Below are 22233 nucleotides of genomic sequence, written 5' to 3'. Positions count from 1 at the left end.
CGGCAGTGAGGCCTATCGATAAGAGATGAGGAAAGTCATCATGGCTCAATCCACTGTGAGTGCAGAACCAGGTACACACGCAGTCGCGGATGTAGGCGCGAGTCCAGGCATGTTGCACCGTGTCGGTATGCATGTCGCGCCGTGGCTCGCGCCGCTTGCGATTCTGCTGGCGTGGGAATTCGCCGCGAAGAGTGGCATTCTCTCGGCGCGCGTGTTGCCCGAACCGCTCGCGGTCGTGAAGGCCGCGTGGTCGCTGATCCAGTCCGGTGAAATGTGGGCGGACGTGAAGGTCAGCACATGGCGTGCGGTGTCGGGCTTTGCGATCGGCGGTGGCATCGGACTCGTGCTCGGACTTGCAACGGGTTTATTCAAGCCCGCCGAAATCGCGCTCGATTCGACTGTGCAGATGGTCCGCAACATCCCCGCGCTGGCGATGATTCCGCTCGTGATCCTGTGGTTCGGTATTGAGGAAGAAGCGAAGGTGTTTCTCGTCGCGTTGGGCGTGTTTTTTCCGATCTACGTGAACACGTTTCACGGCATTCGCTCGGTGGATGCCAATCTGATCGAAATGGCGCGCAGTTATGGCGTGAAGGGTTTCGCTCTGTATCGGCACGTGATCCTGCCGGGCGCGTTGCCGTCGATCCTGGTCGGCGTGCGTTTCGCGTTCGGGCTGATGTGGGTCACGCTGATCGTCGCTGAAACCATTTCCGCGCAATCGGGCATCGGCTACATGACGATGAACGCACGCGAATTCCTGCAAACCGATGTGGTGGTGGTCGGCATCCTGCTGTATGCCGCGCTCGGCAAACTCGCCGACGTGCTGGCCAAGAGCCTCGAGCGCGTGTCGCTGCGTTGGCATCCGGCCTATCAACGAGGAGCGAAGGCATGAGCGCAACGACATTGTCGGCATCGTTTGGCGGCATCACAGGCAGTGATCTCGAAGCCGAACTGGCGCAACCGCGCGTCGTCGATCACGACGCTGAAGAAGCCGCGGGCTTCGAGCGCGCCGATCCGGCGCACGATGACAACCGCGTGGGGCACGTACCGTCGGCCGACGCACTGGCGCGTAACGACGCATGCCGTTGCGCCGATTATTCAGTTGAATTGCGTGGCGTCGGCAAACAGTATGGCGGCCGCAAGGTGTTGTCCGATTTTGATCTGTCGATCGAGCGCGGCAGTTTCGTGGCGATTGTCGGCCGCAGCGGTTGCGGGAAATCGACCTTGTTGCGGCTCGTCGCCGGCCTGGAAAAGACCACGTCGGGCGTGCTCGAAAAGCGCACCGAAGACGGCCGGCCGCTCGACACTCGCATCATGTTCCAGGACGCGCGCCTGCTGCCCTGGAAGAGCGTGCTGCAAAACGTGATGCTCGGCCTCGCCCGCAGCGCGCGAGAAGAGGCGCGCGCCGTGCTCGCCGAAGTGGGCTTGCTGGAGCGCGCCAACGACTGGCCGGCGCAGCTGTCCGGGGGCCAGCGTCAGCGTGTGGCGTTGGCTCGGGCGCTGGTGCATCGGCCGCAATTGCTGCTGCTCGACGAACCGCTCGGCGCCCTCGATGCGTTGACGCGCATTGAAATGCACGCGTTGATCGAACGGCTGTGGCGTGAACATCAATTCACCGCGCTGCTGGTGACGCACGACGTGCATGAAGCCGTGGCGCTAGGCGACCGGATTCTGCTGATCGAAGAAGGGCGCATCGCGCTCGATCAGCCGGTGCCGCTGGCGCGCCCACGGGCGCGTGCATCGGCCGGCTTTGCCGCGCTGGAAGAACACGTGTTGCAACGCGTACTGAAGACGGCGCCGAACGACGACGCGCTGTCCCATCGCGCTTACGACGCACGTGACGAGAGCCGCCTCACGCGACCGGCAGACGTCCGCTGGGCCGTCTGATCTCCCTTGACTGACTGTTTTCAATCGCTTTTCTGGAGTCACACGACATGAGCATTTCCGCAATCAACGTACGCAATCAGTTCAAAGGCAAGGTCAAGGAAATCATCCGCGGACCGGTGGTGTCCGAAGTCGATGTGGATACGCCGTTCGGCATTGTCACCTCGGTGATCACCACGCGCTCGGTCGACGAACTCGACCTGGAGGTGGGTTCGGAAGTGATCGCGCTGGTGAAGTCGACGGAGGTGTCGATCGCGCGCTTGTAAGTTCGGCTTGTATGCCCAAAGTTGCACCGTTCGCACCGTCAGGCGCGCCGACGCTATTTTGCGTTGGCGCCGCTGGCAGGCGGCTCGTGCATCATCTTGTCGTTGATCGATTTGTGCGGACGCTTGATCGGCATATTGTCCGGATTGCTCGAACCGCCTGCGCCAGAAGCTGCCGCGGGCGGCTTCACCATCGACGCGCCGTCATTGCGCGGCGCCGCCTGGGTCTTTTGCGCCGGCATTGCCGTTTGTGCGAACGCCGCCGTGCCGTTCGCGCCGAACCCCGCGAGCGCGACGCTCGCCGTCAGCGCTGCCATTCTGACTCGCTCCATCTCGTCCTCCGTTCCGATGCTGTTGGTGGTTTTGCTGCTGTCACGCTCGTGGGATAGACCCGGGGTTGCACGGAATATTCGCGTAACGCCGGCCCACAGCGTACGACACGCAACGCGTATGCCTTGACGCACCCTCCTGCGCAGGCCCCGTAAACTTGCTACGATGAATTGAGCACCACGACGGAGACGGCCATGTCGAAGTCATTGAGTCCAGAAGCGGTTGAAGCATTGCGGCGCCTGAGCGACGTCGGTGTGGGGCAGCCCATGCCGAAGTTTGCGCAGTCCGTCACGGCGGAGTTGCTGGCGAACGGGCTCGCTGCCGAAGCGAGCGGCGGCGAGGTCGAGATCACCTGCAACGGTCGGCAGTACCTTTCTGGCGATTGCGATTGATCGTCAGGTGAGGGCAGGCCGGCGCATGCGCCGAGCCGCTACCGCGGCCCGGTGGATAAGCATGGCTGCGGCCATTTCACGAAAGACATCAAGGAGGCGAACATGGAGCCGAAGGGCCTCGACATGGGCGACTACCAGGAGCGCTATCAGGACTACGAGATCGAAGTCGCGGTCGAGCAGGTGCTCACCGGCGTCAAAGCGCATTTTCGGGTGACGCGGGACGACGCGGTGGTGGTCGACTGGCGGCTGGTGCACATCGACAGCTTATGGTCCACCGAACATGCCGCGGCAGAGGCGGGCTTCAGGGCGGCGCGTCAAGTGATCGATGCCGGTCTCGGCGACGAGGCGTGAGCGTGTGTGGGGAAAGTGCTGGAGACGATGGATCCCTTCGGTAACCGGATCCGTTTTTGCGAATCGCCGAAAGAGGATGTGCGCGGGCGTAAAGAAGGAGAGTGTAGGGCTTGAGGCCGCGGGCGCGGCCGCCATGTAAACGGAACTGGGCGCCGCGCATGCTTTGGTGCTGGCGCGGCGCCCAGTTCGGGCTGCCGTCTTGTGGACGTCAGCCTTCAACCGCGACAGATTAGTGGCCGAAGAAAACCGATTGCGGGCCCGAAACCTGCGCACGCGCACCCGATTCCGACGACACGTTTTTCACGCCGCCATATGCATTGGATTCAGCGTTGGTACGTTCAGCCGCGACGGTTTGCGCGTTCTGGCCTTGTTGCGAAGCCGGTGCGCCAACCGACGGACGATAGAACGGTGCCGGGCCGTAGCCGCTAGCGAAAGCGGGGGCAGCGATCGAGGCAGAAACAGCAACCAACAGGGCGGCGATAAGTTTGGTCTTCATGGTGTGACTCCGATAGTGTTTCGATTTCATTTCAGGAAAGCGTCGCAGGGGGGCGGTGAGGTGTGTCTGCAACGTCGATGAGGCAGTGTATACCCCTACTATCGAAAATTTGTATCGATAATCTGAAATTACTATTCCCGATACTGGAATAATCGATCAGAGGTAGATGGGGCAAGCGTTAGCGGCGGTCAGGTCCGTCGATCAGACCATTTTTGGGTGTCAAAGACCCGGTAGGGAAGGCGTTTATCGGTGCTGCTTGCCGCAATTTCAGGCTCGGCAACGGCGTTTCAGGAGCATTCGGCCACTTGCGGTAAAATTGCGGTTTGATTCATGCCGTCCGGCCGCCTCATGCCTTCAACTCAAATTCCCAGTCCGCGCCGCGTTTCAGTGGCGCCGATGATGGACTGGACCGATCGCCACTGCCGCTCATTGCATCGTGTGATATCGCGCCATACGTGGCTTTACACCGAAATGGTCACGACCGGTGCGTTGCTGCACGGCGATGTGCCGCGTCATCTGGCATTTACGCCCCATGAAGCGCCGGTCGCTTTGCAACTCGGCGGCAGCGAGCCCGACGACCTCGCGCGGTCGGCCAGGCTCGGCGAGCAATGGGGGTATGACGAGATCAATCTGAACTGCGGCTGCCCGTCGGAGCGGGTGCAGCGCGGTGCGTTCGGCGCGTGCCTGATGAACGAGCCGCAACTCGTCGCCGACTGTGTGAAGGCCATGCGCGATGCGGTCTCGGTGCCGGTGACAGTCAAGCACCGGATTGGCGTCGATGCGGTCGAGGAATATGGTTTCGTGCGTGATTTCGTCGGCACGATCGCCGACGCCGGCTGCAACGTGTTCGTCGTGCACGCGCGCAACGCGATTCTCAAAGGTTTAAGCCCGAAAGAGAATCGCGAGATTCCGCCACTCAAGTACGAATACGCGTATCAGTTGAAGCGCGACTTCCCGAATCTGGAAATCATCATCAACGGCGGCATTAAAACGCTTGATGAAGTAGAGACGCATCTTCAACACGTCGACGGCGTGATGCTCGGCCGCGAGGCCTATCACAACCCTTATGTGCTGGCCGGTGTCGATGCACGCTTCTATGGCGCGACGGATGCGCCGCTCACGCGCGAGCAGGTCGAAGCCAAGCTGATCGAATATTGCGCGGCTGAAATGGCGCGCGGCACATACCTTGGTTCGATCACGCGCCATGCGCTCGGCCTGTATCGCGGCGAGGCAGGTGCACGTGGATGGCGTCGCGTTTTGTCCGATAGCAAGCGTCTCGCAGCGCGCGATCTGACTATCTTCGACGAGGCAAGACAGCATCTGCGCGAGCCCGTCGACATTTTTGAATAAAGGACTAGGCAAGCGGGATTCTACTTCGTATAATCTCGTTTCTTCATCGGCGAGCCAAGTTTCTCGGCAAGAGTGGCTGGCGAGTCAAGCAGATGTCAGTGGTGGCTGTAGCTCAGTTGGTAGAGTCCAGGATTGTGATTCCTGTTGTCGTGGGTTCGAGCCCCATCAGCCACCCCAAAGAATTCAAGCAGTAAAGGTTTGACGAAACGGCGTTGTGAGAAATCACAACGCCGTTTTTGTTTGGTCTTTGCAAAACGTCGCGTGACGGACGCAGGACATTCTCGTCATTCAATATGCCTTCAATGGGCGTCAATGCCCATGTCCCCCATGGCCGCCGCCGCTGCTCCATGAATTACCACCGTTGCCGTGGTAGCCGCCATGTCCACCGCCGTGCCAGCCCCCACCGCGCCAGTCCCCACCGTGCCAACCGCCGCCGTGCCAGTGATCACCCCCTCCATGGTAATAACAGCACGAGCCGCCCCAGATGCCGACCGTGCCGTAAACCGGTCCATACGCCGGCCCGTAGGCATAACCGTAGCCGGGGTAATAGGGTTGCCCGTAGGCATAGTCGTAGCCCGGCGCTGCTACGCAGCCGGTGAGACTTGCCACCACGGCCAACATCGCCATTGATGCAATGAGCCTGCTCACGATTTTCTCCCACGTATAAGAATGAGAAAAACCACGCGCGCGAGAGTTCAGCAGTATTTGTGTCCGCATATTACGGCTCGCATGCGCCACCGCGCTTCCACGGTGGCCGCGCGGCTCCCAACGCCATAGATCACGAAGCGATCGCGCTCGATCCGCGGAACGCCGATTTGCCGGAGCTGCTGACGGCCGACGTGCTGGCGGACAGGCGCGGTCTGGGCGATCCGTCCGCTGCGCCGATTTTTATCGTGGGCATGCCGCGCTCCGGTTCGACCCTGATCGAGCAGATTCTCGCCAGCCATCCGCAGGTATTCGGCGCAGGTGAGCGCATGGAGTTCGGCGCGGCGCTGGTGAGCTGCATCAGCCGCGATCGCGACGATCCTTTGCGAATCGATATCGAAGCATTGAAGGGCGTAGGTGCCGCGCAATTGCAGGCGCTCGGCGCCGACTATTTGCGCCGCATGCATGCCGTCCTGCCGGACATGCCAGCGGGAACGCCGCGTTGCACGCGCTTCACCGACAAATATTTTTCACGACGTGCCGTTCAGCTACGATCTCGGTGAACTGGGCCGCTACTACCGCGGGTACGATGCGTTGATGGCACATTGGCAACGCGTGTTGCCCGAGGGCGTGATGATCGAAGTCAAATATGAAGACCTGGTCGAAGATGTCGACGTCAATGTCCAGCGCTTGCAACCGCAGCGGGCGTTGCTGCAGCCGCTATTCGACGGGCTGGGCCCCGAGTTGGCTTGCGCCGAAGGCTTTTGCGCGCACGGGCACACGCTGCCCACAGATCATGCAACAGCGGCAACCGCAACGGAGTGCAAGTCATGACTACAACCCGCGGAGCCGTCATCTGGATGACCGGTTTGTCCGGCGCCGGTAAATCGACGTTGGCCGGCGCTTTGCACCATCGTTTGGAAGAAGCGGGGCATCCTTCGATCGTGCTCGACGGCGACGTGCTTCGGCGCGGTCTGAACGCTGACCTCGGCTTCACACCCGAGGATCGCGCCGAAAATCTGCGCCGGGTCGCGCACGTCGCGGCGTTGTTCATGCAGCAGGGCTTCATCGCCATTGCCGCGGTGATTTCGCCCGAGCATCGGCATCGGCGCGCGGCACGGGAGATCGTGGGTGAAGGTTTCGTCGAAGTGTTCGTGAACACACCGTTGACGGTGTGCGAAGCGCGCGATAGCAAAGGGTTGTATGCGCGGGCGCGGCGCGGCGAGATCCCGCATTTCACCGGTATTTCCGGGCCCTTCGAAGCGCCGCTCGCGCCTGATATTGCGATCGAAGCAGATCGGACGCCGCTCGACGACGCGACAGACTGCCTGCTTGCGCATCTGTATTCGATGCGGTGCCTGCCAGAGTAAATCAGAGCGCGGGCCTCGCGCCGAGAAACCGGCACCGTTGTTTTCGCGGCCGAGGGCGCGCTCAGCGCTTGCGTAAAGGCTCGATCAGCGACGACAAACCGTTGTGATCGATCTCGTGCATCAACGCCAGCAGACGGCCGATTTCGCCCGGCGGAAAGCCTTGGCTCGCAAACCAGTTCAGATAATGACCGGGCAGGTCCGCGATCAGCCGGCCTTTGTATTTTCCGTAGGGCATCACGCGCGTGACCAGCAGTTCGAGGTGTTCGGGATTCATCGCAGGTGGGTCGACGGAGAAATCGATAAGGGCGACGACGTGCGCCGCGCCCGCTGGAACAGCATTTTAGCCGCGCTGCGGGCATTGCGCCGGCGTGGTAACTTCCACGCTTTTCGTTCACACAATCAACAGGACAAGTTCGATGGAATACCGCAGCCTCGGCGACACGGATGTGAAGGTCAGCCTGATCGGTCTCGGCACCATGACGTGGGGCGAGCAGAACACCGAGCAGGACGCGCACGCACAGATCGATTACGCGCTCGATCATGGCGTCAATCTGATCGACGCCGCTGAAATGTACCCGGTGCCCCCGCGTCCCGAGACGCAAGGTTCGACCGAGCGCTACATCGGCACGTGGCTCGCGCAGCATCGCAGCGCGCGTGAAAAGATCGTGCTCGCCACCAAGATCGCCGGCCCGGCGCGTCAACCGCACAACCCGCGTCATATTCGCGGCGAGGGCAATCAGTTCGACCGCAAGAACCTGACTGAAGCGCTGAACGATAGCCTGAAGCGTCTGCAGACGGACTACGTCGATCTGTATCAGTTGCACTGGCCGGACCGCAGCACGATGACGTTCGGCCGTCCAGCGTATCCGTGGGTCGACGACGCGTACACGGTGCCGATCGAAGAAACGCTGTCGGTGCTCGCCGAATTCGTCAAGGCAGGCAAGATTCGCCATATCGGCGTGTCGAATGAAACGCCGTGGGGTGTAGCGCAGTTTGTGCGCGCGGCGGAAAAGTTGGGCCTGCCGCGTATCGTCAGTGTCCAGAATCCGTATAGCCTGCTGAACCGCACGTACGAAGCGGGTCTGTCCGAATACGCGCATCGCGACAACATCGGCTTGCTCGCCTATTCGCCGTTGGCCTTCGGCTGGCTGTCGGGCAAGTATGAAGGTGGCGCGCGTCCGGCGGGCGCCCGCATCTCGTTGTTCGAGCGCTTTCAACGCTATAGCAAGCCGCAAGCGGTTCAGGCGACCACGCGTTATGTGGAGCTGGCGAAGCGTCACGGCTTGTCGCCCGCGCAATTCGCGCTGGCCTTTGTCAACAGCCGGCCGTTTTTGACGAGCAATCTGATCGGCGCTACTTCACTCGATCAGTTGAAGGAAAACATCGCCAGCGCCGAGCTGAAACTCGCGCCGGAAGCGCTCGCGGAGATCGACAAGCTGCATGAACTGCAGCCGAATCCGGCGCCTTGACGCGGTGGCGTGGCGAGCCGGCTTGAGCTTGGCTTCAAGTCGGCTTGGAGGCGGCCTTAAGTCGCGGCTTTGAGTGGGAGATGAGTTGCCCCGGCTTCGCTGCCGGGGCGGCAAGACGAGTTGATCCGCGTGGGCCCCGCCTCGATCTCGCTCAGCGGATTTTCAGCTTCGAGCGCACGGCATAGAGTGCCAGCAAACTCATCACCGCACAGAACATTAGATAGAAACCGGGTGCGAGTTTATTGCCGCTCGCATCGATCAGCCAGGTGATCACGAACGGCGCAAAGCCGCCGAACACCGTCACGCCGATGTTGTAGCTGACCGCGAGACCGGTCGCGCGCGTCTGCGTCGGAAAAATCTCCGACATTAGCGCGGGCAGCGCGCCGAAGTACGTCGCCTTCAATACGCCGATCCAGATCAGCGCCAGCAGCATCGTTGCGAACGATGGATGCGCATTCATATACACGAAGGCCGGATAGACCGTCAGCAGCATCAGCGTCGCCGCGACCGCCATGATGCGAATGCGGCCCACGCTATCGGACAGGTGGCCGGCGAACGGCGTCAGCACCGTCAGCACGACGCCCGTGGCGAGCGTCGCCGCGAAGCCGGTCGAAGCGGGCAGGTGAAGCTGCTTGATCGCGTAAGTCGGCATGTACAGGATCATGTAATTGGCCGCCGTCGAAATGACCAGCGAACCGACCGCGAGCAGCATGGGGACCTTCTGCATACCGAACAGATCTCGCAGCGGCGTACGGGTTTTCGGCTCCGTGTTGAACTCGGCGCCTTCATCCACGTAGCGGCGAATATAGAAACCGACCGGACCGATCGCGAGGCCGAACAGAAACGGAATGCGCCATCCCCACGACTCGAGCTGTGCGGTCGTGAGCTGGCTTGTCAGTAAAGCGCCGAAACCGGATGCGAGCAGCGTCGCGAGGCCCTGGCTTGCGAACTGCCAGCTGCCCATGAAGCCCCGCCGCTCGGGGGCATGCTCGACCAGAAACGCGGTGGAGGCGCCGAACTCGCCGCCCGCCGAGAACCCTTGAACGAGGCGCGACAGCATGATGCCTGCCGGCGCCCACAGGCCGATCGCCGCGTACGGCGGCATCACGGCAATCGTCAAGGTGCCGACCATCATCAGCCCGATCGACAGCAGCAGCGACGCCTTGCGTCCCGCGCGATCCGCGAGTGAACCGAGCACGAGCCCGCCGAGCGGCCGGATCATGTACGAGATGCCGAAGGTGCCGAGCGTGAGCATCAGCGAAATCGCTTCGGTGCGCGCCGGGAAGAACAGCTTCGCGATCGTGACCGCGAAGAAACCATAGACGACGAGATCGAACCATTCGAGCGCGTTGCCGATCGACGCCGCGAGAATGATGCGATGGACCTTCGCTGTGGACGGCCGCGCGGCGCTGGCTTGCAAGGTGGATGTGCTCATCGTGGGCGTGCCTCGTGACGGATGCGGCTAATAGTGAACTTCGAGTGAACTGCGGACGTGCTGCGTTGATCGCTCAGGCCGCAGCTTCTGTGGTGGTTGCCGTGGCATGCGGCGAGTTCTCGCCGAGATCCCAGAACAGCCCCGCCATGATCTGCAGACCTTCGCGCACGACCGGTCCGAGCAGGTGCTCGTTCGGCGCGTGCTGCGAGCAGGCCGGATACGAATGCGGCACCCAGATGGTCGGCAGACCGAGCGTGTCGGCGAATACTTCGTTAGGCAGCGTGCCGCCGAGATTGGGCAGCACGGCTGTTTTCTTGCCGGTGGTCTGTTCGAGCGATGCGACGGCCCACGTAACCCAAGGGTCGTCGGGATTCAAACGCGTGGCGGGTGCACCGCGCTCGACGCTGATTTCGACCAGCGAAAAGCCCTGCGCATCCAGATGCGCGCGCAGATGCCGCTCGAGGTTTTCCCAATCGGTGCCGACCACGAAGCGCAACTGACAATGCGCGAACGCCGACGACGGAATGGCATTCACCGGGTTCTCGGGATTGCCCGCCTTGAAGGCCAGCACTTCGAAGCTGTTCCAGCCGAACACGCGTTCGGCTGCCGTGAGACCGGGCTCGCCCCAGTTCTCGTCGACGGCCGGGTCGCCCGGGCCGCCGCCTACCGTGATATCGGCGAGAGCACGACGCACCGCCTCGGGGATCGGCGGCGGACGCAAGCCGTCGACGGCGATCACACCGCGCGCATTGACCAGACTGGAAAGTGCGTTCGCCAGCACGGTGGCCGGATTGCGCAGCAGACCGCCCCAATTGCCCGAGTGGTGCGCGCCGTCGCGCAGATTCAACGAGAGCTTGAAGTTCACCGAGCCGCGCGAGCCGAGGAATACGGTCGGGAGGCGCGCGGCGAGGCGCGGGCCATCGGAGGCGATCAGCACGTCGGCGCCCAGTTCCTGTTGGTGCGTGCGGCAGATCGCATCGAGCCCCGGCGAGCCGGTTTCCTCCCCCATCTCGATCAGCAGCTTCGCGTTGAAGCCGAGCTTGCCGCCGCGCGCGGCCAGCACGCTCGCGAGAGCCGCGAGGTTGATGGTGTGCTGACCTTTGTTGTCGGCGGTGCCGCGGCCATACCAGCGCTCGCCTTCGACGGTCACGGCCCACGGCGTCAGCGGCGCGCGCCACTGGCTGTCGTAGCCGCGCACGACGTCACCGTGGCCGTATATCAGCACGGTCGGCAGACGCTCGTCTTCGTGACGATTGGCGATCAGGAACGGCCCGAAGCCGTCCGCCGGGTTGTGGACGATGCGCGTGCTGAAACCGAGCCCTTCGACTTCGGGCGTGATTTCGTCGGTCAGATACGACAGCAGGGTGGCGCCGCGGCCGCTTTCCTGACTCTCAGTGCGAAATCCGACGCGACGGTTGAGGTTCTCAAGAAAGGCGCCTGATTCGAAATGGTGTGTCGCGTGTTCGATGGCCTGGTTGCGGCTCATGTCGGTCTCCTATGCGGGGTGCGGGGGCGGGGCGCTGCGCAGTACGTGGCACGTAGGGTGCGCGCCCTTAGCGTCGAAACGATTCTAGGAGGCCGTTTTTTTTGTCACAATGATCGTCTTTCGAAGCTTGCGTTGCCGAAAAGGCAAAGCTCGGCGCACCCGCACGAGCCGCATACGCTCACATAAGACACCCCCTATGGCACTTTCCTTACACGGCATTGCATTGCGCTATTTTGTCGAAGTCGCGCGCACCGGCTCGATTAGCGACGCGTCCGCGCGGCTGCACGTGGCCGTTTCGGCGATCAGCCGCCAGATCGCCCGGCTCGAAAGCGAGCTCGGCGTGGCGCTGTTCGAGCGGCGGCCGCGCGGCATGGCGCTCTCCGAAGCGGGCGAGCGTCTGCTGGCGTACGCGCAGCGCAGCCTGCTCGAGGCGGAGCACGTAATGAAGGAGATCGGTGGCCTCGAGGCGTTGCACGGCAGCATGATCAAAGTCGCCTGTTCGGAGGGTTTCGCAGCGGATTTTCTGCCCTGCGCGATGGCGGGGTTCCGACGCCACTATCCCGGCATCGACTTCACGCTTTCCGTCATGTCGCCGGGCGAGGCGACTCGCCGGGTACGCGACGGCGATGCCGATCTCGCGCTGACGTTCAGCCTTGCGCCGGAAAAGGGCGTCAAGGTTGAGCACACCGAGCGCGCGCCGGTGCTGGCGCTGCTGCGTGCCGATCATCCGCTGGCCGCACGCAAAAAGGTGTCGCTCGCCGACGTGCAGCGCTATCCGCTGGTGCTGCCGGCGCCGGGCACGACGATTCGCCAGCTGATCGACATCACCTGTGCGCTCGAAGGCGTGCTGCTGGAACCCGATCTCACCAGCAACAATAGCGGCGCGATGTACCGCTACGCGCAGAAGTCCGGCGCGATCATGTTCACGGGCCTGCTGTCGGTGCGCGATCGTTACGGGGGCGACGGGTTCGTCGTGATGCCGTTGACGCATCCGCAGATGCGCCAGCGCAGCATCCAGGTGCAGACGATGGCCGGACGCGAGTTGCCGCCGTCGGTGGAGGCGTTCCGCGACCATTTGATCGCGGAGATAGGGCGCGTGAAGCCCGCGGATGAGCACGCGGATGCCGCTGTGCCGAAGCCGGTTCGAAAGCGCGGTGCGGCGCATTGAAAGGCAAATTCCCTCCCGGAAGGCGAATCGCGACCTAAACTGTGGGGACGGGGCGGGCTGGTCGGCCTGGACTACGTGGCGTGCGATGTTGCAGCGCACGCCCGAAGGAAGTCCCCTTGGGGGACACCGGTGGTAGGATTCAGCCCGAAAAATGGAGAGCGGTACGCGACGAATAGGCGTGCCGTCCACAACAGAGCGATAGGACTCAGGACATCGAATGGCGCAACAAAAAACAAACCCAAAACTTGAGCAGGCGCTGACGCGCGGGGATCTTGCAATTCGCCAGGCGAATTCGGCGCGGGCGACTGCGTTGCTTCGAGCGTTGGGCAAGATGATCGTGGACGCGTCAGCGACGATTGGCGTAGAGGCCTTCACGCTGATTCCGGATGGCGACAAGATTTACGATCCCGCCGACGGGCTGTGGCCACAGGAATTGCAGGTTTCGCTCGACGGTCCAGTCGAGGAGACCGATTCGGACGAAATCCGGACGGTCCGTTTGATTGCCGATGATCCTGGCACGGTGTTCAGGGTTGAATGGCAGCGGGCCGACGGGAAAATCGGACGTCAGGATGGCGGCCCGTTTGCGACGGTGGCCTTTATTTCCGATGTGGATATTCCCTGGACCGACGACGAGGACTGATCGCTGTTTTTGCCTTGAGCGGCGGACAGAAGAATGGTCGCCGTTCAAGGCAACGCCTATTTCATCATCCTGCGCCGGAACAAAACGGCCGAAACAATGAAGCCGCCCACGGCATAAGCCGCCAGCACGGCAACGTGCAAAACAGCATCCTCGACAGGCCGCCCAAGCATGGCCGGCCGGATCAGATCGACAGCATGCGCCAAAGGCAAAACCTCAGTCACGATCCGCGCCGCGGCGGGCAACTGTGAAACCGGAAAGAACACACCCGACAGCAGTAACATCGGCGTCAACATCAGCGTCTGATAAAACATGAAAAAGTCATACGACGGCGCCAGTGCCGTCACCACCATCGCGATACTCGCAAACGCGAGCCCCGTCAGCACGATCACCGGTAACGCCAGCAGCATCGAGGGAAAGCTCGCGTAACCCAACGCACCCGCGACCAGCATGATCGCCGCCCCCGATAGCATCGACTTGCTGCCCGCCCACATCACCTCGCCGAGCACAATGTCGCCGAGCGTCAGCGGCGTGTGCATGATCGCCTCCCACGTGCGCTGCACATGCATGCGCGAAAAGCCCGAATACATCGACTCGAAACTCGCCGACATCATCACGCTCGACGCCACCGTGCCCGCTGCCAGAAACGCGATATACGACACGCCGTCGACGTGCCCGACCATCAGCCCAAGCCCGAAACCGAGGCCGAACAGATAGATCATCGGATCGGCAAGATTGCCGAACATCGAAGCAATCGCGAGCTTTCTCCACACCAGATAGTTGCGGCGCCACACCGCAATCCAGTTCACGGCGTTCGCGGGGAAAGCGCCGAACGCTTCCTGTTTCGACGGGGTGCCCCCGGGGGTTTCGTAAGTCCGTACGTCCATTGCGTGTCTCTTGCCGTGTCGTTATCGCGATAGAAGGGGGCGAGCTGAGCCGATATCGATTCGCATCAGTCCTGCATCTCGCGTCCGGTGAGCCGCAGGAACACGTCTTCCAGATTTGCCGGGCGATGCAGATAGCGCAGATCGGCGCGCTGCTTGAGCCGCGCATGCACCGGCTGCGCGTCGTTCACGTAGCAGAACAGCGTCTCGCCGCTGATCTCGGTGCGCTCGACAAGCGGCGCCAATTCATCGCGCAACGCAACCGGATCGGGTCCGAAGATCTCGATCACGTCGCAGCCGATCTCGGATGCGATCAACGCGCGCGGCGCGCCTTCGGCGATCTTGCGCCCTTCTTCGATCACGCACAGGCGGTGGCAAAGCCGTTCGGCTTCCTCCATGAAATGCGTGGTGAGCAGAATGGTCTTGCCGCGCGCGAGCAGCGAGCGCAGCCGTTCCCAGATCAGATGGCGCGCTTGGGGATCGAGGCCGGTGGTCGGCTCGTCCATGATCAACACGTCAGGATCGTTGACGAGCGCGCGAGCCAGCGTGAGGCGCCGCTTCATGCCGCCCGACAGTTCGCTCACGCGTGCATCCGCCTTGCTTTCGAGGCGAGCGAATTCGAGCAGCGACGGCACCATCGCGCGGCATTGCGCCGCGCTCAGGCCAAAGTAGCGGCCGAACACCAGCAGGTTTTCGCGGACCGTGAAATCAGGATCGAGATTGTCGAACTGCGGCACCACGCCGACGCGCGCTCGCGCCACGCGCGCACGACCGGGAATTGGCTCGCCGCACAGGCGGATCGTGCCGGCATCCGGCGCGGCGATGCCGAGCAGCATGCGCAAGGTGGTGGTTTTGCCCGCGCCGTTCGGACCGAGCAGGCCGAAACATTCGCCGGCGTTTACATGAAACGATAGTCCGTCGACGACCGTCTTTTCGCCGTAGCTTTTTTTAACCTGGTGGAATTCAATGGCGGCTTCAGACATGGATCGATCAAGGCTCCGGGAAACGACGCAAATAGCCGGTAAGGTCGCTCATTCTATGGCATCGGCCGACGGGAGTTGGCGGCCGTCCAACGGTCCACACAGCAGTTTTTGCGCTGCGACATAAGATCGCCGAGAACCCGAACCCAGCGCGCACCTGTTTAGGGCGCACTTAGCGTTTTCCATCCCTTGCAACCTGAATTGCGGCGCACCATGATTCACTAAGACCGCGCTTTCCGCGGTAAGGGAGAAAACGATGGCGAGCTACCAAAAAATCCTGCTGTGCTACGACGGCTCGCGCGAAGGCCGCAAAGCGCTACGTTGCGGCGCCGACCTGGCGCTGGACCTGAAAGCGGAAACGCATTTGCTGTCCGTGGTCGACATGCGTTCGAGCATTGCGCAAAGTGCGGGCCTGTTGACCGACGTGGCCTGCGGCAGCTTCGAAAAGACAGCCCGCGACATCCTGCAGGAAGGGGTGGACTGGCTGACCGAGCGCGGCGTAACCGCGCAAGGGCATTTTGCGTTCGGCTACCCGATCGACGAGATTGCAAACCTTGCCAATGAATTGCATGTCGACCTCGTGGTGGTGGGTCACCGTTGCCGCACTGGTCTATCACGATGGTGGATGGGCGCGGGGAATACACCGCTGCTCGACCGGGTCTCGTGCAGCATTCTGGTGGCGTGTTCTTCCGCGCAGGAGGAGCAGCAAGCGGCGGCTTGATGCCTGGCATTCTGGGCGCGTGGGCTGAAATTACTCGTTCAAGTTGACTGCGGCCAGCTTCCACGTGAATAAACCTTCGCGCCGCAAGATCGCCGAATAACGCGCATCGCCAGCGCCATGCTGGTAAGTGACGACGAACTCGTTGAGGCCGCGATAGCCCGCGGTTGTCTGCGGCGGTTGCGGTGGCGTGGCACTGTTCTCGCTGTTGGCGCTGTTGGCTGCGCTGTTTGCGGAAGTGCCCACGGCGGGGGCCGCAGGGGTTGGCGCCGACGCATTTTCAGCGGCAGGCGGTACAGGCGGCCGTTCGCCAGGATCGCCGCGCGGCGGCATGCCGTTCAGCAATGCCGCAACGCCGTCTGGGGTTGCATAAGCGTCAACCAGCGGACCGATCAAGGCCACGCCGATCATGGCGCCGATTGCGGCTAATGGATTGCCGTTGCCATGCGCCTCGAACCGGCGCGTCAGCAAACCGGCGACCTGCTGCTTCAGGCTCTCGCGCAACGCGGGAAAGTCGACGTATTGATTGACCGTTTGCGCATCGCGCGCATCTGCCGCGCGTTTGAGATTGTTCAGCGCCATATAGGGCGACGCGTAACCGAAGCCCAACGCGGCGATCACCGCAATCACAATCAGAGTGACGATCAGCGGCCGGGTGGCGCTGCGCCTTGTGCGTGTTGAAACTGCCATCGAATGGGACTCTCCATCAAGTGTGATCTAACGTGGACCGTGGCCACGCGAAAACGATCCCATTCAATGTGATATTGGGAAGGGCGCGGGCCGCGCGAAAAAACTTCGCGCGGCCCGCCGCACATCCACCGCGCGCTCGCCGCATACCTTACGACTCGAACACTGCGCCATGCACGTTGGCTTCGTCGGCGATGCAGCGATCGATCATGCGGCACACGGCGTCGACTGTGCCGACCATGATCAGCCGCGACGGCCCGTGATAGACCCGCACCGGTGCGCGACGCGCCGGTTCAGCCGTATTCAGCCCCGAATTCAACGACACGCGAGCAAATGCCGGCAACGCCGACGGCAAGCTCGATATGCCGGCGGGCGCGTCGAACAGCGACGGAGCGCTGGCCGTGGACGCCTCGATCAATGAGCAAGACACCAGCTTGCGCAGGTGGCGCAAACGACCAAACTGGCGAAAAGGCAGCAGGCGGGCAAGGCGTTCCATGAGTCTCTCCAGGCGATTCAACGTTGGGGCAGCTTCGGTTTGGCGGACGAGCGGGTGAACGGAGGGTTAGAACTCGCCGGGGCGGATCAGCCCAACGGCGATACCCTCCAGCGCGAATTCCGCACTGCCGGTTTCAACGAAGATGTTGTCGTAATCAGGGTTCTCGGCGATCAGCTCAAGGCCGTTCGGCCGGCGCTTCAGGCGCTTGACCGTCACGTCGTCGCCGAGACGCGCGATGATGATCTGGCCGTCTTTGGCTTCGCTTTTCTTCTGCACCGCGAGCAGGTCGCCGTCGAAGATGCCGGCGTCGCGCATGGACAGCCCGCGCACCTTCAGCAGGTAATCGGGCTTGCTCGAGAACAGCGCCGGGTCGCAGACGTAGTGCTGCGAGATATGTTCTTGCGCGAGGATCGGGCTACCTGCGGCAACCCGGCCGATCAGCGGTAGCGACAGTTGCATGATGCTGGCGTGCGGCAGCGTGAACTGATACGGCGAATCGTCCGGGCCGGCCAGCAGGCGAATGCCGCGCGACGCGCCCGCCGCGAGTTCGATCACACCCTTGCGGGCAAGCGCGCGCAGATGTTCTTCTGCCGAGTTGGCCGAGCTGAAACCCAGTTCGGCGGCGATCTCCGCGCGGGTGGGCGGAAAGCCGGTGCGTTCGATGGCTCGGCGGATCAGATCGAAAACCTGCTGCTGTCGTGCGGTGAGTTTTGTCATGGCCACTGTATGTATGAACAGGTGACTGTATTTTTATACAGTATTCGGCGCAATTCAAGCTTTACTTTAAGTTCGTGGCCTGGAAGGACGTTCCAGCGCCGATAACCCGCGCTCTAACACCTGCTTTCGTGCCGCAACGCCTTATCCAGCTGCCATTACCACTTTTGCGTATTAAAAAATGAAGAAACATTATTTTTAATGATGAAAGCGCTTCGATAGACTGGCCTCCGAGTTGGCGCTCATGTGCACGTGACCGCGACGTAGGACCACCAGACGCTGTTTCAGCGGACCACAACGCGGAGAAAGTTGGCATGAACCATCAAGGCACGGGGCTGGCAAGCAGGACCAAAAAACTTATCGCGGCGCTCGCACTTGGCGCGGCGACGGCGGTTGGCGTGATGGCGCAGGCACACGCTGCGGACACGACGCTCCTGAACGTGTCGTACGACCCGACCCGGGAGTTGTACCAGGACGTCAATCAGGCATTCGGCAAGGAATGGAAGGCGAAGACGGGCGAGACGATCACCTTCAGGCAGTCGCACGGCGGCTCGGGCGCGCAAGCACGCTCGGTGCTGGACGGCCTGCAGGCGGACGTCGTGACTTTGGCGCTCGCCTACGACATCGACGCGCTGGCTAACAAGGGTTTGCTGGACAAGGGTTGGCAAAAGCGTTTGCCGGACAACGCATCGCCGTACACCTCGACGATCGTGTTCCTCGTGCGCAAGGGCAATCCGAAGCACATCAAGGATTGGGACGATCTGACGAGGCCAGGTGTGTCGATCGTGACGCCGAACCCGAAGACCTCGGGCGGCGCGCGCTGGAACTACCTGGCGGCATGGGCCTATGCGGAACATCAGCCAGGCGGCAACGACCAGAAGGCCAGGGAATTCGTCGGCAAGCTCTATAAGAATGCCGGCGTGCTGGACTCGGGCGCACGCGGCGCGACCACCAGCTTCGTGCAACGCGGGATCGGCGACGTGCTGATCGCGTGGGAAAACGAAGCCTTTCTGTCGCTGAAGGAATTCGGCCCGGACAAGTTTGAAATCGTGGTGCCGTCGGTGAGCATTCTGGCCGAGCCGCCGGTTGCCGTGGTGGACAAGGTGGTGGACAAGCACGGCACGCGCAAGCTCGCCGAAGCCTATCTGAACTTCCTGTATAGCGAGCAAGGTCAGGAAATCGCGGCGAAGAACTTCTACCGTCCGCGGTCGAACAAGGTGCCGGCCGAGCTGACCGCGAAGTTTCCGAAGCTGAAGCTGTACACGGTGGACGATTCGTTCGGCGGCTGGGCGAACGCGCAAAAGACGCACTTTGCCGACGGTGGCGTGTTCGATTCGATCTACCAGCCGCAGTAAGCGGCACACGGTGGGACCCGCGCCGTTAGAGGCGCAAGTGTCCACCCAGTCAGGAAGCGCGCCCGCCGGGCGCGCTTTTGGCCAGCCAGGCGGCCAAAAAAGAGCCACCGGTCTCAACCCTGAAAGAGTACTCAGCATGACGACGTTCATCTTCCGAAAACCGAGCGCGTTGCCCGGATTTGGCCTGACACTCGGCATCACGGTGGTTTATCTGAGCCTCGTGGTGCTGATTCCGCTTGCGGCGACCTTCCTCAAGACCGCGACGCTCGACTGGGATCAGTTCGTGCGCGCGGTGAGTTCGCCGCGTGTGCTCGCGTCGTATCGCCTCACATTCTTCTCGGCCCTCGGCGGCGCGCTGATCAACGCCGTGTTCGGCTTCCTGGTCGCATGGGTGCTGGTGCGCTACACGTTCCCGTTCAAGCGCATCGTCGATGCAGTCGTCGATCTGCCGTTCGCGCTGCCGACGTCGGTGGCCGGTATTTCGCTCGCGGCCGTGTATGCGGGTAACGGCTGGATCGGGCAGTATCTCGAGCCGCTCGGCATCAAGATCGCTTTTACGCCGGCCGGTGTGCTGATCGCACTGACCTTCATTGGTTTGCCGTTCGTCGTGCGGACCGTGCAGCCGGTGCTCGAAGAGTTCGAGCGCGAACAGGAAGAGGCCGCCGCGTGCCTCGGCGCATCGCGTTGGCTGACGTTTCGCCGCGTGGTGTTGCCGGCCGTGTTCCCGGCGCTGCTGACGGGTTTCGCTTTGGCGTTTGCGCGCGCGCTCGGCGAATACGGTTCGGTGATTTTCATCGCCGGTAACGTGCCGATGAAATCGGAAATCACGTCGCTGCTGATCATCACCAAGCTCGAGCAATACGACTACGCCGGCGCCACGGCGCTGGCGGTGGTGATGCTGGTCGTGTCGTTCCTGATGCTGCTGTTCATCAATACGCTGCAGTGGTATTTGCAGCGTCGGACGAGCCGTGGCGGAGCCGGCCCGGCGCCTGCCGCCGCGAGCGCGGCTGCAATCGGCGGAGGCGCGCAATGAGCCGCAATTCCATCAATGGCGCCGATACCGCCGCCGTGGCCGTGGCGCCGCGCGTGCCGCTCAACGTCGCGCGCCGGCCCGATCCGGTCTCCGAACACCCTTTCGTTCGCTGGATACTGACCGGCTTCGCGTTGCTGTTTCTCGCGCTGTTTCTGGTCGTGCCGCTCGTCGCCGTGTTCTATCAGGCCTTGAACAAAGGCATCGGTTTCTATCTAGAATCGCTCGCCGATCCGGATGCGTTGTCAGCGATCAAGCTCACCGTGATCACCGCCGCGATTGCCGTGCCGCTGAATCTGGTGTTCGGCCTCGCTGCCTCGTGGTGTATCGCCAGGTTCGAATTCCGCGGCAAGGCATTGCTCACGACGCTGATCGATCTGCCGTTCTCGGTCTCGCCGGTGATCTCCGGTTTGATCTATGTGCTGATGTTCGGCGCGCAAGGCTGGTTCGGCCCGTGGCTGCAGGACCACGACGTGCAGATCATCTTCGCCGTGCCGGGCATCGTGCTGGCGACGATCTTCGTCACGTTCCCGTTCGTCGCGCGTGAGCTGATTCCACTGATGCAGTCGCAAGGCAACGACGAAGAAGAAGCCGCGCACGTGCTCGGCGCATCGGGCTGGCAGATCTTCCGCCGGGTCACGTTGCCCAACGTCAAATGGGGCCTGCTGTACGGCGTGATTCTGTGTAACGCGCGGGCGATGGGCGAGTTCGGCGCGGTGTCGGTGGTGTCCGGCCACATTCGCGGTCAGACGGACACGATGCCGCTGCACGTCGAAATTCTCTACAACGAATACAACTTCTCGGCGGCGTTCGCCGTGGCGTCGGTGCTGGCCTTGCTCGCTCTCGTGACGCTCGGGCTGAAGCTGCTCGCCGAGCGTCATATGTCGGCGGAACGCTCGGCCGCGCGCGATGTGCCGGCGTATGCCGGTCCCATTACGCCGACCTCCGCCTCGCAGTTCGTCAATGCACCGCATGTGTCGCAACACCCGCTCAAGCAAGGAGAGCTGTAATGGGTATCACCGTTCGTAACCTGCAAAAGCGCTTCGGCGATTTCGTCGCGCTCGATAATGTTTCGCTCGACTTCCCGCCGGGCGAACTGGTTGCGCTGCTCGGGCCGTCGGGGTGTGGCAAGACCACCTTGCTGCGGGTGATTGCCGGCCTCGAATACGCGGACGGCGGCCAGGTCGTGCTGCAAGGTCAGGACGTCGCGACGGTGGGTGCACGCGAACGCGACGTCGGTTTCGTGTTTCAGCATTACGCGCTGTTCCGTCACATGACGGTGTTCGAGAACGTTGCCTTCGGTCTGCGGGTGAAGCCACGTATGGAGCGGCCTTCGGAAGCGGTGATTCGCGAGAAGGTGCATGAACTGCTGAAGCTGGTGCAACTCGACTGGCTCGCGCAACGCTATCCGTCGGAACTGTCGGGTGGTCAGCGGCAGCGGATTGCCTTGGCGCGCGCGTTGGCGGTCGAACCCAAGGTGCTGCTGCTCGACGAACCGTTCGGCGCGCTGGATGCGAAGGTGCGCAAGGAATTGCGTAGCTGGCTGCGTCGTTTGCATGACGATCTGCATATCTCGACGATCTTCGTCACGCACGATCAGGAAGAAGCGCTTGAAGTGGCCGACCGGATCGTCGTGTTGAATCGCGGGCACGTGGAGCAGGTGGGCAGTCCGCAAGACGTGTACGACCATCCGCAAACCTCGTTCGTCTACGAGTTTCTCGGTGCGGCGAACCGTCTGCATGGCAACGTGGATGCGAGCGGTTTCGTGGTCGACGGCGCGGCGCTGCCGGTCGCCTTCAAGGCCGACTTCAGCGGGCCGGCGTTCGCCTATGTACGTCCGCACGATTTGCAGTTGTACCGCGAGACGTCGGGCCACCGCGAAGGCATCGTCGTCGATGTGCGGCGTGTGGTGACGCTCGGCGGCTCGGTGCGCGTGGAACTCGCGGGCCGCGAGGGCCATGTGCTCGAAGCGGAACTCGATCGCGAATCGTGGCGCGATCTGCAACTGGCGATCGGTGATGGCGTCACTGCCGTGCCGCGTGCGTTACGCGTATTTCCTGCGCAATGAGCGGCGCAACAAGCGACTAATAACACTC

Annotated in this window: 28 protein-coding genes and 1 tRNA gene; 18 read left to right on the top strand and 11 right to left on the bottom strand. The window is 62.4% G+C overall.

Features of this window, described 5'->3' with window-relative positions; genetic code table 11:
- The first annotated feature begins 40 nt into the window (after positions 1-40).
- From ssuC to ACAX43_RS20640, 3 genes are read left to right on the top strand one after another with little or no spacing between them, the layout of a single operon-like run.
- Complete coding sequence (gene ssuC, locus ACAX43_RS20650; RefSeq protein ID WP_370710262.1) at positions 41-889, top strand: aliphatic sulfonate ABC transporter permease SsuC; 849 nt, start codon at positions 41-43, stop codon at positions 887-889.
- Positions 886-1884, top strand: coding sequence for an ATP-binding cassette domain-containing protein (locus ACAX43_RS20645; RefSeq protein ID WP_370710261.1), 999 nt, complete (start codon positions 886-888; stop codon positions 1882-1884). The genes ssuC and ACAX43_RS20645 overlap by 4 nt, the downstream gene beginning before the upstream one ends.
- 47 nt (positions 1885-1931) lie before the next feature.
- Positions 1932-2147, top strand: a complete 216-nt coding sequence (locus tag ACAX43_RS20640; protein ID WP_370710260.1) for a molybdopterin-binding protein — start codon at positions 1932-1934, stop codon at positions 2145-2147.
- A 53-nt stretch (positions 2148-2200) separates the two neighbouring features.
- On the opposite strand, the gene ACAX43_RS20635 is transcribed toward ACAX43_RS20640, so the two are convergent.
- Entirely contained in the window at positions 2201-2476 is a 276-nt protein-coding gene (locus ACAX43_RS20635; protein ID WP_370710259.1) for a hypothetical protein, read from the bottom strand.
- Between the two features lie 192 nt (positions 2477-2668).
- On the opposite strand from ACAX43_RS20635, the gene ACAX43_RS20630 reads away from it, so the two are divergent.
- Both ACAX43_RS20630 and ACAX43_RS20625 read left to right on the top strand, forming a co-directional pair.
- Entirely contained in the window at positions 2669-2866 is a 198-nt protein-coding gene (locus ACAX43_RS20630; RefSeq protein WP_370710258.1) for a hypothetical protein, read from the top strand.
- A 102-nt stretch (positions 2867-2968) separates the two neighbouring features.
- On the top strand, positions 2969-3217 hold the full coding sequence (locus ACAX43_RS20625; RefSeq protein ID WP_370710342.1) for a DUF6566 family protein: 249 nt from the start codon (positions 2969-2971) through the stop codon (positions 3215-3217).
- Positions 3218-3446: 229 nt separating this feature from the next.
- On the opposite strand, the gene ACAX43_RS20620 is transcribed toward ACAX43_RS20625, so the two are convergent.
- On the bottom strand, positions 3447-3713 hold the full coding sequence (locus ACAX43_RS20620) for a hypothetical protein (protein WP_370710257.1): 267 nt from the start codon (positions 3711-3713) through the stop codon (positions 3447-3449).
- A 348-nt stretch (positions 3714-4061) separates the two neighbouring features.
- On the opposite strand from ACAX43_RS20620, the gene dusA reads away from it, so the two are divergent.
- Both dusA and ACAX43_RS20610 read left to right on the top strand, forming a co-directional pair.
- Complete coding sequence (gene dusA, locus ACAX43_RS20615; protein WP_370710256.1) at positions 4062-5063, top strand: tRNA dihydrouridine(20/20a) synthase DusA; 1002 nt, start codon at positions 4062-4064, stop codon at positions 5061-5063.
- Between the two features lie 101 nt (positions 5064-5164).
- Positions 5165-5240, top strand: a tRNA-His gene (locus tag ACAX43_RS20610).
- A gap of 132 nt (positions 5241-5372) precedes the next feature.
- Here ACAX43_RS20610 and ACAX43_RS20605 read toward each other — a convergent pair.
- Positions 5373-5711, bottom strand: a complete 339-nt coding sequence (locus ACAX43_RS20605; RefSeq protein ID WP_370710255.1) for a hypothetical protein — start codon at positions 5709-5711, stop codon at positions 5373-5375.
- Between the two features lie 59 nt (positions 5712-5770).
- Between ACAX43_RS20605 and ACAX43_RS20600 the strand changes: the two genes are divergently transcribed.
- From ACAX43_RS20600 to cysC, 3 genes are read left to right on the top strand one after another with little or no spacing between them, the layout of a single operon-like run.
- The gene (locus ACAX43_RS20600; RefSeq protein ID WP_370710254.1) at positions 5771-6271 is read left to right on the top strand and encodes a sulfotransferase; all 501 of its coding nucleotides are present in this window, start codon (positions 5771-5773) and stop codon (positions 6269-6271) included.
- Positions 6246-6542 carry a sulfotransferase gene (locus ACAX43_RS20595; protein ID WP_370710253.1) on the top strand — a complete coding sequence of 99 codons (297 nt, stop codon included), beginning with the start codon at positions 6246-6248 and terminating at the stop codon, positions 6540-6542. The genes ACAX43_RS20600 and ACAX43_RS20595 overlap by 26 nt, the downstream gene beginning before the upstream one ends.
- A complete protein-coding gene (gene cysC / locus ACAX43_RS20590) occupies positions 6539-7078 on the top strand; it encodes an adenylyl-sulfate kinase (protein ID WP_370710252.1) in 540 nt (179 codons plus the stop codon). Before ACAX43_RS20595 ends, cysC begins: the two co-directional genes overlap by 4 nt.
- Positions 7079-7139: 61 nt before the next feature.
- Here cysC and ACAX43_RS20585 read toward each other — a convergent pair whose 3' ends face one another.
- Positions 7140-7352: a DUF3820 family protein gene (locus ACAX43_RS20585; RefSeq protein ID WP_006048800.1), complete on the bottom strand. Its 213-nt coding sequence runs from the start codon at positions 7350-7352 to the stop codon at positions 7140-7142.
- A 142-nt stretch (positions 7353-7494) separates the two neighbouring features.
- Here ACAX43_RS20585 and ACAX43_RS20580 point away from each other — a divergent pair, with 142 nt between their 5' ends.
- Entirely contained in the window at positions 7495-8547 is a 1053-nt protein-coding gene (locus tag ACAX43_RS20580) for an NADP(H)-dependent aldo-keto reductase (RefSeq protein WP_370710251.1), read from the top strand.
- A 151-nt stretch (positions 8548-8698) separates the two neighbouring features.
- Here ACAX43_RS20580 and ACAX43_RS20575 read toward each other — a convergent pair whose 3' ends face one another.
- Positions 8699-9982 (bottom strand): MFS transporter, encoded by a 1284-nt coding sequence (locus ACAX43_RS20575; RefSeq protein WP_370710250.1) that lies wholly within the window; start codon positions 9980-9982, stop codon positions 8699-8701.
- 73 nt (positions 9983-10055) lie between these two features.
- A complete protein-coding gene (locus tag ACAX43_RS20570) occupies positions 10056-11468 on the bottom strand; it encodes a M20 family metallopeptidase (RefSeq protein ID WP_370710249.1) in 1413 nt (470 codons plus the stop codon).
- Positions 11469-11664: 196 nt separating this feature from the next.
- Between ACAX43_RS20570 and ACAX43_RS20565 the strand changes: the two genes are divergently transcribed.
- The gene (locus ACAX43_RS20565; RefSeq protein WP_370710248.1) at positions 11665-12636 is read left to right on the top strand and encodes a LysR family transcriptional regulator; all 972 of its coding nucleotides are present in this window, start codon (positions 11665-11667) and stop codon (positions 12634-12636) included.
- A gap of 217 nt (positions 12637-12853) precedes the next feature.
- Positions 12854-13276, top strand: coding sequence for a hypothetical protein (locus ACAX43_RS20560; protein ID WP_370710247.1), 423 nt, complete (start codon positions 12854-12856; stop codon positions 13274-13276).
- A 56-nt stretch (positions 13277-13332) separates the two neighbouring features.
- On the opposite strand, the gene ACAX43_RS20555 is transcribed toward ACAX43_RS20560, so the two are convergent.
- A complete protein-coding gene (locus ACAX43_RS20555; protein WP_370710246.1) occupies positions 13333-14160 on the bottom strand; it encodes an ABC transporter permease in 828 nt (275 codons plus the stop codon).
- A 65-nt stretch (positions 14161-14225) separates the two neighbouring features.
- Positions 14226-15140, bottom strand: a complete 915-nt coding sequence (gene nodI / locus ACAX43_RS20550; protein WP_370710245.1) for a nodulation factor ABC transporter ATP-binding protein NodI — start codon at positions 15138-15140, stop codon at positions 14226-14228.
- A gap of 253 nt (positions 15141-15393) precedes the next feature.
- Here nodI and ACAX43_RS20545 point away from each other — a divergent pair, with 253 nt between their 5' ends.
- Positions 15394-15858 (top strand): universal stress protein, encoded by a 465-nt coding sequence (locus ACAX43_RS20545; RefSeq protein WP_370710244.1) that lies wholly within the window; start codon positions 15394-15396, stop codon positions 15856-15858.
- 30 nt (positions 15859-15888) lie between these two features.
- On the opposite strand, the gene ACAX43_RS20540 is transcribed toward ACAX43_RS20545, so the two are convergent.
- The 3 genes from ACAX43_RS20540 to lexA form a co-directional block, all read right to left on the bottom strand.
- Positions 15889-16545, bottom strand: a complete 657-nt coding sequence (locus ACAX43_RS20540; protein WP_370710243.1) for a DUF2939 domain-containing protein — start codon at positions 16543-16545, stop codon at positions 15889-15891.
- A gap of 148 nt (positions 16546-16693) precedes the next feature.
- Positions 16694-17038: a hypothetical protein gene (locus ACAX43_RS20535; RefSeq protein ID WP_370710242.1), complete on the bottom strand. Its 345-nt coding sequence runs from the start codon at positions 17036-17038 to the stop codon at positions 16694-16696.
- A gap of 66 nt (positions 17039-17104) precedes the next feature.
- Positions 17105-17755, bottom strand: a complete 651-nt coding sequence (gene lexA / locus ACAX43_RS20530; protein ID WP_370710241.1) for a transcriptional repressor LexA — start codon at positions 17753-17755, stop codon at positions 17105-17107.
- 311 nt (positions 17756-18066) lie between these two features.
- On the opposite strand from lexA, the gene ACAX43_RS20525 reads away from it, so the two are divergent.
- The 4 genes from ACAX43_RS20525 (at position 18067) to ACAX43_RS20510 (ending at position 22205) form a co-directional block, all read left to right on the top strand.
- The gene (locus tag ACAX43_RS20525) at positions 18067-19107 is read left to right on the top strand and encodes a sulfate ABC transporter substrate-binding protein (protein ID WP_370710240.1); all 1041 of its coding nucleotides are present in this window, start codon (positions 18067-18069) and stop codon (positions 19105-19107) included.
- A gap of 136 nt (positions 19108-19243) precedes the next feature.
- Complete coding sequence (cysT, locus tag ACAX43_RS20520) at positions 19244-20140, top strand: sulfate ABC transporter permease subunit CysT (protein ID WP_370710239.1); 897 nt, start codon at positions 19244-19246, stop codon at positions 20138-20140.
- Complete coding sequence (gene cysW / locus ACAX43_RS20515; protein WP_370710238.1) at positions 20137-21147, top strand: sulfate ABC transporter permease subunit CysW; 1011 nt, start codon at positions 20137-20139, stop codon at positions 21145-21147. Before cysT ends, cysW begins: the two co-directional genes overlap by 4 nt.
- Positions 21147-22205: a sulfate/molybdate ABC transporter ATP-binding protein gene (locus ACAX43_RS20510; protein WP_370710237.1), complete on the top strand. Its 1059-nt coding sequence runs from the start codon at positions 21147-21149 to the stop codon at positions 22203-22205. Before cysW ends, ACAX43_RS20510 begins: the two co-directional genes overlap by 1 nt.
- Positions 22206-22233: the final 28 nt, after the last annotated feature.

Source organism: Paraburkholderia sp. IW21, from assembly GCF_041321145.1.
Classification (GTDB): domain Bacteria; phylum Pseudomonadota; class Gammaproteobacteria; order Burkholderiales; family Burkholderiaceae; genus Paraburkholderia.
This window is presented reverse-complemented; position numbering and strand designations above follow the sequence as displayed.